Source organism: Nitrospirillum guanabarense (assembly GCF_034653355.1).
Taxonomy (GTDB): domain Bacteria; phylum Pseudomonadota; class Alphaproteobacteria; order Azospirillales; family Azospirillaceae; genus Nitrospirillum.
Window position 1 is genome coordinate 2,603,549 of the sequence record NZ_JAYEER010000004.1, and the last position, 12,130, is coordinate 2,615,678.

A 12,130-nucleotide genomic window follows, 5' to 3' on the forward strand; every position below is an offset into this window, starting at 1 on the left:
CCTATCCCGACGCCGCTCCCTGGACGGGGACCGGCGTCGGCGGAGGTGCGCCCATGCGCGAAGGCAGCCTGGAGGCCCCCGTCCGCCACCCGGTGGATTGGCAGAACCCGGATTTTTATGACGAGGCGCTGCTGGATGCGGAGATGCGGCGGGTCTTCGACGTCTGCCACGGCTGCCGTCGCTGCTTCAACCTGTGTGACAGCTTCCCCCGCCTGTTCGACCTCATCGACCATTCCGCGTCGGAAGAACTGGATTCGGTGGAAAGCAAGGATTTCGCCCAGGTCGTGGACGCCTGCACCCTGTGCGACATGTGCTTCCTGACCAAGTGCCCCTATGTGCCGCCCCATCCCTTCAACCTGGATTTTCCCCACCTGATGCTGCGCTACCGGGCGGTGGGGGCGCGGAAAGCTGGCGTGCCCTTCGCGGTGGACCAGATGACCCGCACCGACCGCAACGGCCGTGTCGCCGGGAAGGTGGCCTCCCTGGTCAACTGGGTGACAGCAACCGGCAATCGGCTGACGCGCCGGGTGATGGAAAAGGTCGCGGACATCGACGCCGCCGCCAGCCTGCCCCGCTTCGACGCCCGGACCTTCGTCGCGCGCGCGGCCGACGACCCGCCGGCGGTCAACCCGGTGGGGCCGGCCGCAGGGCGCAAGGCGGTGTTCTACGCCACCTGTTTCGTCAACTATAACAACCCCGGCATCGGCCAGGCGGCGCAGTCCATCCTGGCGCACAACGGGGTGGCGACGGACGTGGCCTATCCCGCCTGCTGCGGCATGCCCCAGCTGGAACAGGGGCGTATCGAACAGGTGGTGGAAAACGCCGGCCTGGTCGCCCGCCACCTGGGAGACTGGATAGACGAGGGCTACGACGTCATCGCGCTGGTGCCGTCCTGCGCCCTGATGCTGAAGTTCGAATGGCTGCACCTGGTGCCGGCCGGCCATCCCGACCGCGCGGCGGTGGAGCGGTTGTCCAAGGCCACCTTCGACATTTCCGAATACATCGTCGACATCGCCCAGAAGGAAGGTCTGGCCCCTGGCCTGCGCCCGCTGGAGGGCGGGGTGACCCTGCACATCGCCTGCCACGCCCGGGCGCAGAACATGGGGCACAAGGCGGCGGAACTGCTGCGCCTGATCCCGAAGGATACCGAGGGCGGCCGGATGGGCCCCGCCGACCTGAAGGTGGTGGAGCGCTGCTCCGGCCATGGCGGCAGCTGGGGCATCATGAAGGGCAATTTCGAGACGGCGCTGAAGGTCGGCAAGCCGGTGGCGGCGCAGGCCGTCAAGAACGCCGCGCGTTACCTGGCCTCCGAATGTCCCTTGGCGGGGGAGCACATCCGCCAGGGGATGGAACGGCTGGACCCGGGGCGGGCGGAAGCCGTGGAGCAGTTGCACCCCGTCGAAATCTTCGCCCGGGCCTATGGGCTGTGAGGCCTTTGGGGCATAGTCCGGGCGCGTTCAGGAGAGCCCATCATGAGCCAGGCCCTTTCCCCCGCGTCCAGCCGGCGCCACGCCATCCGCCGGGAGGACGTCATGTCCATGGACGAATACGGCCGGGTGCGGGCCGAGCGGCGCCGCGCCCTGGTGGCGGTGAAGCGCAACCGTCGCTTGGCCGTGGGCCCCTACGCCACCTTCTATTTCGAAAGCTATGAGACCATGTGGTCCCAGGTGCACGAGATGCTGTTCATCGAGCGCGGCGGCGAGGCCCAGGTCGAGGATGAGCTGCGCGCCTACAACCCCTTGATCCCCAAGGGGCGGGAACTGGTGGCCACCGTCATGTTCGAGATCGACGATCCGCTGCGGCGCAAGGCGCTGCTGGGCCGGCTGGGCGGGGTGGAGAACACCCTGTGGCTGGAGTTCGCGGGCGAAAAAACCCATGGACAGCCGGAGGCCGACCTGGATCGCACGTCGGCCTCCGGCAAAGCCTCCAGCGTGCAGTTCGTCCACTTCCCCTTCACCGACGCGCAAGTGGCGCTGTTCACCCAGCCGGGCGCCCGCGTGGTGGTGGGCGTCGACCATGACCAGTACCCGCACATGACGGTGATGCCCGAGATCGTGCGTGCCGCCCTGGCGCAGGATTTTGACTGAGGCAAACAAAAGGCCGGCTCCGTGACGGAGCCGGCCTTCGTCTTGATGGGGCCGCCGTCTGGGGCTGCGTCGCCTACCTGGCGGTTTCCAGCGGCCTCACCTCCGGCATCTTCGCGCCCACTGGCGGATAGGGGCTCTCGGTATCGAACATGTCGATGCTGCCGGGGTCGTAAGGGAACCAGTTGGTGGGTTTGTCGTCCGACCCGGGCTTGCCCGGCGGCACGGGCGCCAGGCTGTGACCGGACGGTTTGCCGGGGCCGCCCTTCGCCACCACCTGGTGCAGGCCGTAGATGGCGGCCAGGCCCAGGGTGGGCCCCAGCACCATCAGGCTGGCGCCCCAGGCCAGGATGGCGATGTCCATCTTCAGGTCGAGGCTGGGAAGCAAGAGCTGGGCGGCGCCGTACACGGCCAGTTCGGACATGCCGAAAACCAGGCCAAGACCGATCGCGTTGAAAGCAGGCACATCCTGAAGGATCTGAGCGTCCTTTTTCATAGCAGCCTCCCTACTTTATTACAGGAATGATGCGCTCACTTTTCCGATTCCGCCACTACCCATTTGGACGTCAGGAAAAGACCCGTGCCGGCTTTCGCAATTGCGAAATAAACCCCATCCAAACCGGTGCCTCTTTCCTTAACGCCCGGATCCCGTGTTAAGGTCCCGCGATTTTGCGGTTTGGGTCGTTCGGCTTTTCGAGGGTTACCGGGTATGGATCAGGCGGCGGGTTTGCGGGTTTTGCTGGCGGGCGGCACCGGCCTGGTGGGTGGCCACGCCCTGACCATGCTGCTGAATTCGCCCAAGGTGGCGCAGGTGGTCAGCCTGGTGCGCAAGCCCACCGGCCTGCGGCATGACAAGCTGCGGGAGGTGGTGGTGGACTTCGCCACCTTGACCGACCTGCCACCGGACGTGCGGGTGGATGCGGTGTTGTGCGCCCTGGGCACTACCCGCAAGGACGCCGGCAGCGACGCAGCCTTCCAGGACGTGGACCTGAAGTATGTGGTGACGGTGGCCAAGGCCGCCCGCCGCGCCGGCGCCATCTTCTTCGGCGGCGTCTCTTCCGTGGGCGCCGACTCGACCTCCCACCGCCTGTACCTGAAGACCAAGGGCATGATGGAGGATTACGTGGCCACGCTGGGCTTCACCTCCCGTCATTTCCTGCGCCCCTCGCTGCTGCTGGGCACACGCAGGCAGGACCGGCCGCTGGAGCGGTTCTTCCAGCTGTTGGCGCCCGTGATTGGCCCCTTCCTGAGCGGCCGCCTGGAAAAGTACCGCCCCATCCCGGCCAAGGTGGTGGCCGCGGCCCTGGTCACCACCGCCAGCCAGCCGGCCATAGGCGGCGTGCGCACCCATGAATACAGCGCCATCCGGTCGCTGGCGGGGATGTGACCTACACGGTCAAGTCCGCCGCGCTCAGCCAGTGGATGCGGCCGAAACCCGCCACCAGGTGGGCCTGGGCGATGTCCATCCGCCAGAAGCGGAAATCGGGGAAGTCGGCATAGAGCGCGGCCCCGGGATGGCGGTCCAGGTAGACGGCGCGCGCGGCCTCCGCCTCCTCACCGGCCAGGGGTGCCGCCCGGCCCATGACCGAGAGGCGCGGGCCGGTCAGGGGATTCTCCAGACCGGCCGTGTCCTCGAACAGCAGGGCGGCGCGGCCGTCCTGGCGCAGGTTGCGGGTGTGCAGCGCCAGTTCCGACAGCAGAAGCAGGGGGCGGCCCGTCCCATCCATCGCCACCAGCACCAGGGATGGGTAGGGCCAGCCGCCCACGGGCACGGCATCGTCGGCCGAGGCCGCCACCAGGGTGGTCAGCGTGGCCTGGGGCCGGCCGGCCAGCAGGGCCAGCGCGGTCTGGCGCGCCTCGGCCGGAGGGCTGGCAGGCGCGCTGGCGGGGGTCGCTTGCGGGGGTATGTCGGGAGGCATTGTCACCGGCGTCACTCCACCCATTTCTTTTGGAACCGCCCCGCCCCTTGCGGACTATTCCTCTAGTGGCAGGGGCGGCTGCATACTTCGCCGTAATCATGCCATAGTGCCGGGCAATCTGGTGAACTGGGGCTGTCCCCCGACAATTGGTCGGATGGACGGCCGGGGCAAAGTGGGAAGAGGGGAAAACTCCGTGGTTCAGACCATCGCGCTGGTTGACGATGACCGCAACATCCTGACCTCCGTCTCCATCGCGTTGGAGGCCGAGGGGTACGAGGTGCGCACCTATACCGATGGGGATGAGGCCCACCGCGCGCTCAGCTCCCGCCCTGTGGACCTGGCCGTGCTGGACATCAAAATGCCGCGCATGGACGGCATGGAGCTGCTGCAGCGCATCCGTCAGAATTCGGCCATGCCTGTCATCTTCCTCACCTCCAAGGACGATGAAATCGATGAGTTGCAGGGCCTGCGCATGGGCGCCGACGATTACATCAAGAAGCCCTTCTCGCAGCGCCTGCTGATCGAACGCATCAAGGCCTTGCTGCGGCGCGAGGTGCTGAACGCCGGCGGCGGCAAGGGCACGGTTGAGCCGGGCTCCGTCATGGTGCGGGGCGAGCTGGTGCTGGACAACGCCCGCCATTCCTGCACCTGGAAGGGGCAGGAGATCGACCTGACGGTGACGGAATTCCTGCTGGTGAAGGCGCTGGCCCAGCGCCCCGGCCATGTGAAAAGCCGCGACCAGCTGATGGACGCCGCCTATGGCGAGCACATCTATGTCGATGACCGCACCATCGACAGCCACGTGAAGCGCCTGCGCAAGAAGTTCAAGGTGGCCGACCCGGACTTCGCCCAGATCGAAACCCTGTACGGCGTGGGCTACAAGTACCGCGACGCCTGACGGACCAGCGGGAGCTTCCCGGGTCCTGGGTCGTAAACCCCTAGGACGCGACCGCGTCCGCCGGAGCTTTCCGGGCAGCGGCAGCGGACTGGAAAGCGAGGACAGCCAAGGCCGCGGATGTGGCCGCCTGGCGCTTGAGGGAACACTAACGGATGCTCAAGGACATGCTGGCACGGCGCGCGGTTCCCGCCGGAGGGGGCCCGCCGGCGCAGGACATGGGGACCGCCCCCGTGCGACGCGGCGCCAAGGCCGAGGCGGATGGCGAGGCCAAGCCGGTGGTGCGCGGCCGCCGGCGCCGGTCCTACGGCGTCATCTCCCCCCTGACGCGCCACATCCTGACCGTCAACCTGCTGGCCCTGGCCCTGCTGCTGTCGGGCCTGCTGTACCTGGAGCGCTACCAGGACTGGCTGGTGCAGCGCCAGTTGGACATCCTGACGACCGAGGCGCGCATCTTCTCCGGCGCCCTGGGCGAAGGCGCCATGGAGCCCAGCAGCGATGAGTTCAACGAGCCTGCGGGCACGATCTCCTGGACGCTGGCGGCCCAGATGGTGCGCCGCCTGGGCGACACCACCGACACCCGTTTCCGCTTGTACGATCCCAAGGGCAAGCTGCAGGCGGACAGCAGGGTGCTGAGCCTGGCCAAGGGCACCCGCGTGCAGATCGAGGAGCTGCCGCCCCTACCGGACGGCAACCAACTGACCCAGCTGGGCATAGATTTGTACAACGCCATCGTGCGGGCCCTGCCCACCCGTGACCATTTGCCGGTCTACGCGGAGAACCGGGCGGCCGACGGGAGCCATTTCCCCGACGTGCAGAAGGCCCTGAACGGCGAGGCGGCCACCCACGTCTGGCGCGTGGCCGGCGATGCCGGCAAGCAGGACATGGTGCTGACCGTGGCCGTGCCCATCCAGCGCTACAAACAGGTGCTGGGCGCCGTGCTGATCAGCCGCAGCGGGTCTGAGATCGATACCGAGGTGCGCGAATTCCGCGTGAACATCCTGAAGGTGTTCGGCGGCGTCATCGTGCTGACGGTCTTGATGTCCATTTATCTCGCCAGCACCATCGTGCGTCCCATCCGCCGGCTGGCGGCGGCGGCCGACGACGTGCGCTACGGCCATGGCCGCCAGGCGGTGCTGCCCGACTTCTCCGGCCGGCATGATGAGATCGGCGACCTGTCGCAGTCCCTGCGGGCCATGACCTCGGCCCTGTGGGACCGCATGGACGCCATCGAGCGCTTCGCCGCCGACGTGGCGCATGAGATCAAGAACCCCCTGACCTCCATGCGCAGTGCTGTGGAGACGGTGCAGCTGGTGAAGGATGAGACGCGGCTGCGCAAGCTGCTGGCCATCATCGCCGACGACGTCGGCCGCCTGGACCGCCTGATCAGCGACATCTCCAACGCCAGCCGCCTGGATGCGGAGCTGAGCCGGGCCGAGGCCAACTCCGTCGACCTGCGCCGCATGCTGACCATGTTCAAGGATATCCATGAGAACACGCTGGGCGCCGCCCCGGACGAAGGAGAGGAGGGTGGACCGCCGCCGGTGACGGTTGAGGTGGAATTGCCGCCGGCCAGCCGCAACCTGGTGGTCCCGGGTATCGAGGGCCGCCTGACCCAGGTGTTCCAGAACCTGATCTCCAACGCCCTGTCCTTCTCCCCGCCGGGTGGCAAGGTGGTGCTGGCGGCCAAGGTGGTGGGCGACAGGGTGGAGATCACCTGCACCGACGACGGCCCGGGCATCCCGGCCGGCAAGACCGAGGCCATCTTCGACCGCTTCTATACCGAGCGGCCGGCGGGCGAGAAGTTCGGCACCCATTCGGGCCTGGGCCTTTCCATTTCGAAACAGATCGTGGAGGCCCACAACGGCCGCATCTTCGCCACCAACCGCACCGATGCCACGGGCAAGGTGTTGGGCGCGGTGTTCACGGTGCAGCTGCCGCGGGGCTGAAATCTTTGGTGCGCGCAATTAAGTTGCTGGATCACGCGCCGTGGCGCATGGCGGGCATTAGGGTGCGGCGGCGCGGGCGGTCTTGAATTCGCCGCCAGGGCCGGTATCGTCGGCGGCCTACTTGCCCCCCTTGGGTCGAACTGGGCGTCCAACCGGGGTGAGCCCAGCTGACATGAGAGCGCCGCCCCATGAGCTTGAACACCTACCGCGCCGGTCCAGACGAGCACGGCCATTTCGGTATCTACGGGGGACGCTTCGTCGCCGAAACCCTGATGCCCCTGATCCTCGACCTGGAAAAGGCGTACACCGCCGCCAAGGACGACCCGGCCTTCAAGGCCGAGATGAGCTACTACCTCAGCCAGTATGTCGGCCGTCCCAGCAAGCTGTACTTCGCCGAGCGCCTGACCAATGAGCTGGGCGGCGCCAAGATCTACCTGAAGCGCGAAGAGCTGAACCACACCGGCGCGCACAAGATCAACAACTGCATCGGCCAGATCCTGCTGGCCAAGCGCATGGGCAAGACCCGCATCATCGCCGAGACGGGCGCCGGCCAGCACGGTGTCGCCACGGCCACGGTCTGCGCCCTGTTCGGCCTGCCCTGCACCATCTACATGGGCGAGGTCGACATCGCCCGCCAGCAGCCCAACGTCTTCCGCATGAAGCTGCTGGGGGCGGAGGTGAAGCCCGTCACCTCCGGCTCGCGCACGCTGAAGGACGCGATGAACGAGGCGCTGCGCGACTGGGTGACCAACGTCGGCGACACCTTCTACATCATCGGCACCACCGCCGGCCCCCACCCCTATCCGGCTCTGGTGCGCGACTTCCAATCCATCATCGGCCATGAGGTGCGCGAGCAGATGGTGGCCATGGAGGGCCGCCTGCCGGACACGCTGGTGGCCTGCATCGGTGGCGGGTCCAACGCCCTGGGCCTGTTCCACCCCTTCCTGGATGATGCCGAGGTCGCCATGGTGGCGGTCGAGGCCGCCGGCCACGGCATCGAGACGGGCGAACACGCCGCCTCGCTCACCGGCGGCCGCCCCGGTGTGCTGCACGGCAACCGCACCTACCTGCTGCAGGACGAGGACGGGCAGATCCTGGAGGGCCACTCCATCTCCGCCGGTCTCGATTACCCCGGTATCGGGCCGGAGCATTCCTGGCTGCACGATGTCGGCCGCGTCACCTACGTCAGCGCCACGGACAAGGAGGCGCTGGACGCCTTCCAGCGCCTGTCCAAGGTCGAGGGCATCATCCCGGCGCTGGAATCCTCCCACGCGCTGGCCGAGGTCATCCGCCGCGCGCCCACCCTGCCCAAGGATCACCTGATGGTCGTGAACCTCAGCGGCCGGGGCGACAAGGACATCTTCACCGTCGCCCGCGAACTGGGGGTCAGCCTGTGAGCACTCAACCGTCCCGCATTGACCGTCGCTTCGAAGCGCTGAAGGCCGAGGGCCGCGCCGGCCTGGTCGCCTTCATCACCGCCGGCGATCCCGACCACGACACCTGCCTGGACCTGCTGAAGGGCCTGCCCGGCGCCGGCGCCGACCTGATCGAGCTGGGCATGCCCTTCACCGATCCCATGGCGGATGGCCCGGCCATCCAGGCCTCCACCCTGCGGGCGCTGGCCGCCGGCGCCCGCATGACGCGGACGCTGGACCTGGTGAAGGCGTTCCGCGAGGGCGACGCCGACACGCCCATCATCCTCATGGGCTACTACAACCCCATCTACGCCTACGGCGTGGACCGCTTCCTGACCGACGCCAAGACGGCCGGGGTGGACGGCCTGATCGTCGTCGACCTGCCGCCGGAAGAGGATGGCGAGCTGTGCCTGCCGGCCCAGGCCGCGGGCGTCAACTTCATCCGCCTGGCGACGCCGACCACGGACAAGGCCCGCCTGCCGGCTGTGTTGGCCAACACCTCGGGCTTCATCTACTACGTTTCCATCGCCGGCATCACCGGTGCCGGTTCGGCCACCAGCGACGCCATCGCCGCCGCCGTGGCCCATCTGAGGACGGGGACCGATCTGCCCGTGGCGGTGGGTTTCGGCATCACCACCCCGGACGGGGCGGCCGACGTGGCCCGGGTGGCGGACGCCGCCGTGGTGGGCAGCGCCATCGTCCGGCGGTTGGAGGCCAACCTGGCCGAGGGTAAGGCCAAGCCCGGCCTGGTACCCGACGTGCTGGGTTTCGTGGGGGAGTTGGCGGCCGGGGTGCGCGGCGCGCGGAAATAGGCTACAAGATCGGCTTTCACCTGTCCCGGGGGCGCGCCATCAGGCGCCGCCCCCGCTGGTGTTTGTCAGCGCCGGCCCCGGCCAGGCGAATGTCTTTAAGGTTAAGCACATGAACTGGCTCACTAATTTCGTTCGCCCCAAGCTTCAGGCCCTGGTGTCCAAGAAAGAGGTGCCGGACAACCTCTGGCACAAGTGCCCATCCTGCGGCGCGATGATCTTCCACCGCGACCTGGAAGAGAACCTGCACGTCTGCCAGCATTGCGGCTTCCACATGCGCCTGGATCCCATCCAGCGCCTGAAGATGACGCTGGATGCGGGCTTCCAGACCATCGAGCTGCCCAAGCCGGTGGTGGACCCGCTGAAGTTCCGTGACCAGAAGCGCTACACCGATCGCCTGAAGGACGCGCAGTCCAAGACCGGCCGCCCCGACGCCATCGTCGTGGCCCATGGCCGCATCGACGGCCGCCCGGCCGTGGTCGCCGCCTTCGACTTCACCTTCATGGGCGGCTCCATGGGCATGGCGGTGGGCGAGGGCCTGCTGGCCGCGGCCAAGTTGGCCGTGCTGCAGCAGGCCCCGCTGATCGTCGTCCCGGCCTCCGGCGGCGCGCGCATGCAGGAAGGCATCCTGTCGCTGATGCAGATGCCGCGCACCATCATCGCCGCCGAGATGGTGAAGGAGGCCGGGCTGCCCTACCTGGTCATCCTGACCGATCCGACCACCGGCGGCGTCACGGCCAGCTTCGCCATGCTGGGCGACATCCACATCGCCGAGCCGGGCGCGCAAATCGGCTTCGCCGGCGCCCGCGTCATCGAAAGCACCATCCGCGAGACCCTGCCCGAAGGCTTCCAGCGGTCGGAATACCTGCTGGAACACGGCATGGTGGACATGGTGGTGCATCGTCGTGAGATGAAGGGCATGCTGTCCCGCCTGATCGACCTGCTGCGCAGCCCCGGCCCCGGTGCCGACGTGGTGCGCATCCCCACCGAGCCGTCGCGTCCGCGCCCGGTGCCGGTGACCAGCCGCTAAGGCTGGAGTTTGAACGGAGGGGGACGGTCGTGTCGGATCTGGACCAGGTGCTGGCCCGGCTGGGTCAGCTGCATCCCAAGGTCATCGACCTGTCGCTGGACCGGGTGAAGCGCTTGCTGGACCGGCTGGGCCGGCCGCAGGACCGCCTGCCGCCCGTCGTCCACGTCGCCGGCACCAACGGCAAGGGCAGCACCATCGCCTTCCTGCGCGCCATGCTGGAGGCGGCGGGACATCGGGTGCACGTCTACACCAGCCCCCACCTGGTCCGCTTCAATGAGCGGGTGCGGCTGGCGGGCAACCTGGTGGATGACGCCGGCCTGGTGACCCTGCTGGAACGGTGCGAGGCCGCCAACCAGGGCGACCCCATCACCATCTTCGAGATCATCACTTGCGCCGCCTTCCTGGGGTATTCCGAGGTGCCGGCCGACGTGCTGCTGCTGGAGACGGGGCTGGGCGGGCGGCTGGACGCCACCAACGTGGTGGACCAGCCGGCGGTCGCCGTCGTCACCCGCATCTCCTTCGACCATACCCAGTTCCTGGGTGACACGCTGGATGCCATCGCGGGGGAGAAGGCCGGCATCTTCAAGGCCGGCCGTCCCGCCGTGGTGGGCCCCCAGGCGGCCGACGTGCCGCTGTCGGTCTTCCGCGACCGCGCGGCGGTGCTGGCGGCACCCTTGGCCATGGCCGGGGCGGAGTGGTCGGCCCTGCCCACCGACATCGGGTTTAGGTTCGAAGGCTACGGCCGCACGCTGGACCTGCCCATGCCGGGCCTGCTGGGTGCCCACCAGATCGGCAACGCCGGTACCGCCATCGCCGCCCTGCAGCACCTGCCCCTGACGGTGCAGGACGCCAACATCGTCAAGGGCCTGGCCACGGTGGAATGGCCCGGCCGCCTGCAGCGCCTGACGCGCGGCCCCCTGGCCCGCCTGCTGCCCAACACCCAGCTGTGGCTGGACGGCGGCCACAACAACTCGGCGGGTGAGGTGCTGGGCCTGCAGGCCCGGGCCTGGACCGCCCTGAAGGGCAACAGGGACGGCGGTGCCCTGGACCTGGTGGTGGGCATGATAACCAGCAAGGTGCCGGCGGACTTCCTGCGCCCCATCGCCCCCTACGTCCGCCGTCTGGCGGCGATATCCATCCCGGGTGAGGAGGCGACCCGCCCGGCGTCCGACATCGCCGAGGCCGCGCGTGCGGTGGGCATCGCCGAGGTGACCGAGGCCGCCGGCGTGGCCGAGGCCATCGCCAGCCTGGCGGCCCGGGGGGCCGCACCCCGCACCCTGATTTGCGGATCGCTCTACCTGGCGGGGTCCATCCTGGCCGACAACGGCTGAAGCAAAAGAAGAAGGCGGGCGCCCCGGGGACGCCCGCCTTTTCTCTACCCGGCACGGCCAGCCCTCACGGGCTGATCAGATCACAGGTTGGACTTGACCCAGTCGGTCAGGGCCTGCTTGGGCAGGGCGCCGACCTTGGTGGCGACCACTTCGCCGTCCTTGAACAGCATCAGGGTGGGCACGCCGCGCACGCCGTACTTGCCGGGGACGCCGGGGTTGTCGTCGATGTCCAGCTTGGCCACCGTCAGCTGGCCGTTCAGTTCTTCGGCGATGGACTCCAGGGACGGGGCGATCATCTTGCAGGGGCCGCACCAGGTGGCCCAGAAGTCGACCAGCACCGGACCGCCGGCCTTCAGCACGTCAGCCTCGAAGCTGCTGTCCGTCACTTTCACCGTATTCTCGCTCATAACGCTATCCTTGGCTGCTAGGGCCCCAGGGCTTGGGGGTTCCTATGGTGGCCCTACCTAGTGCGGGTAGGTGCGCGGGGATTCCGCGCCCAATGTCACAGATAAATGTAGGTGCCCTGGGCGGGTATGGTCAAGGCGGGCCCAAACGGGGGTCAGGCCGGTGGCGCGGCCCCCTTGAAAAGCGGCAAAACCTTCCTTTTCAGGCTTGCGAACAGCAGGAAATGCCCACCGGGGAACATTCAAGCCCCGCGGGTTGGGTTTCGATCCGTAGGATCAGGTGTCACCGGGGCG

Annotated in this window: 12 protein-coding genes; 9 read left to right on the forward strand and 3 right to left on the reverse strand. The window is 68.1% G+C overall.

Annotation, left to right across the window (positions count from 1 at the left end):
* The first annotated feature begins 53 nt into the window (after positions 1 to 53).
* On the forward strand, positions 54 to 1,430 hold the full coding sequence (locus tag UAA55_RS30240; RefSeq protein ID WP_322957514.1) for a (Fe-S)-binding protein: 1,377 nt from the start codon (positions 54 to 56) through the stop codon (positions 1,428 to 1,430).
* A 42-nt stretch (positions 1,431 to 1,472) separates the two neighbouring features.
* A complete protein-coding gene (locus UAA55_RS30245) occupies positions 1,473 to 2,087 on the forward strand; it encodes a DUF3501 family protein (RefSeq protein WP_322957515.1) in 615 nt (204 codons plus the stop codon).
* A gap of 73 nt (positions 2,088 to 2,160) precedes the next feature.
* Here UAA55_RS30245 and UAA55_RS30250 read toward each other — a convergent pair whose 3' ends face one another.
* Complete coding sequence (locus UAA55_RS30250) at positions 2,161 to 2,580, reverse strand: hypothetical protein (RefSeq protein ID WP_322957516.1); 420 nt, start codon at positions 2,578 to 2,580, stop codon at positions 2,161 to 2,163.
* Between the two features lie 213 nt (positions 2,581 to 2,793).
* Here UAA55_RS30250 and UAA55_RS30255 point away from each other — a divergent pair, with 213 nt between their 5' ends.
* Positions 2,794 to 3,471 (forward strand): NAD(P)H-binding protein, encoded by a 678-nt coding sequence (locus tag UAA55_RS30255; protein WP_322957517.1) that lies wholly within the window; start codon positions 2,794 to 2,796, stop codon positions 3,469 to 3,471.
* Position 3,472: 1 nt separating this feature from the next.
* Here the strand turns inward: UAA55_RS30255 and UAA55_RS30260 are convergent, their stop codons facing one another.
* Positions 3,473 to 4,003, reverse strand: coding sequence for a pyridoxamine 5'-phosphate oxidase family protein (locus UAA55_RS30260; RefSeq protein ID WP_322957803.1), 531 nt, complete (start codon positions 4,001 to 4,003; stop codon positions 3,473 to 3,475).
* 193 nt (positions 4,004 to 4,196) lie between these two features.
* On the opposite strand from UAA55_RS30260, the gene UAA55_RS30265 reads away from it, so the two are divergent.
* The 6 genes from UAA55_RS30265 (at position 4,197) to UAA55_RS30290 (ending at position 11,432) form a co-directional block, all read left to right on the forward strand.
* Entirely contained in the window at positions 4,197 to 4,901 is a 705-nt protein-coding gene (locus tag UAA55_RS30265; RefSeq protein WP_277906908.1) for a response regulator transcription factor, read from the forward strand.
* Positions 4,902 to 5,053: 152 nt separating this feature from the next.
* Positions 5,054 to 6,847, forward strand: coding sequence for a stimulus-sensing domain-containing protein (locus UAA55_RS30270; protein ID WP_322957520.1), 1,794 nt, complete (start codon positions 5,054 to 5,056; stop codon positions 6,845 to 6,847).
* 188 nt (positions 6,848 to 7,035) lie between these two features.
* Positions 7,036 to 8,244, forward strand: coding sequence for a tryptophan synthase subunit beta (trpB, locus tag UAA55_RS30275; protein WP_322957522.1), 1,209 nt, complete (start codon positions 7,036 to 7,038; stop codon positions 8,242 to 8,244).
* On the forward strand, positions 8,241 to 9,074 hold the full coding sequence (trpA, locus tag UAA55_RS30280) for a tryptophan synthase subunit alpha (RefSeq protein ID WP_322957524.1): 834 nt from the start codon (positions 8,241 to 8,243) through the stop codon (positions 9,072 to 9,074). The genes trpB and trpA overlap by 4 nt, the downstream gene beginning before the upstream one ends.
* Positions 9,075 to 9,183: 109 nt before the next feature.
* Entirely contained in the window at positions 9,184 to 10,101 is a 918-nt protein-coding gene (gene accD / locus UAA55_RS30285; RefSeq protein ID WP_322957526.1) for an acetyl-CoA carboxylase, carboxyltransferase subunit beta, read from the forward strand.
* Between the two features lie 29 nt (positions 10,102 to 10,130).
* Positions 10,131 to 11,432 (forward strand): bifunctional folylpolyglutamate synthase/dihydrofolate synthase, encoded by a 1,302-nt coding sequence (locus UAA55_RS30290; protein WP_322957528.1) that lies wholly within the window; start codon positions 10,131 to 10,133, stop codon positions 11,430 to 11,432.
* A gap of 80 nt (positions 11,433 to 11,512) precedes the next feature.
* Here UAA55_RS30290 and trxA read toward each other — a convergent pair whose 3' ends face one another.
* Positions 11,513 to 11,839 carry a thioredoxin TrxA gene (gene trxA, locus UAA55_RS30295; protein ID WP_322957529.1) on the reverse strand — a complete coding sequence of 109 codons (327 nt, stop codon included), beginning with the start codon at positions 11,837 to 11,839 and terminating at the stop codon, positions 11,513 to 11,515.
* Between the last annotated feature and the right edge of the window lie 291 nt (positions 11,840 to 12,130).

Bases quoted from the DNA above. Each gene is read 5' to 3' on its own strand.
- UAA55_RS30240 (WP_322957514.1), top strand. From the start codon at position 54: ATGCGCGAAGGCAGCCTGGAGGCCCCCGTCCGCCACCCGGTGGATTGG.
- UAA55_RS30245 (WP_322957515.1), top strand. From the start codon at position 1,473: ATGAGCCAGGCCCTTTCCCCCGCGTCCAGCCGGCGCCACGCCATCCGC.
- UAA55_RS30250 (WP_322957516.1), bottom strand. From the start codon at position 2,580: ATGAAAAAGGACGCTCAGATCCTTCAGGATGTGCCTGCTTTCAACGCG.
- UAA55_RS30255 (WP_322957517.1), top strand. From the start codon at position 2,794: ATGGATCAGGCGGCGGGTTTGCGGGTTTTGCTGGCGGGCGGCACCGGC.
- UAA55_RS30260 (WP_322957803.1), bottom strand. From the start codon at position 4,003: ATGCCTCCCGACATACCCCCGCAAGCGACCCCCGCCAGCGCGCCTGCC.
- UAA55_RS30270 (WP_322957520.1), top strand. From the start codon at position 5,054: ATGCTCAAGGACATGCTGGCACGGCGCGCGGTTCCCGCCGGAGGGGGC.
- trpB (WP_322957522.1), top strand. From the start codon at position 7,036: ATGAGCTTGAACACCTACCGCGCCGGTCCAGACGAGCACGGCCATTTC.
- accD (WP_322957526.1), top strand. From the start codon at position 9,184: ATGAACTGGCTCACTAATTTCGTTCGCCCCAAGCTTCAGGCCCTGGTG.
- trxA (WP_322957529.1), bottom strand. From the start codon at position 11,839: ATGAGCGAGAATACGGTGAAAGTGACGGACAGCAGCTTCGAGGCTGAC.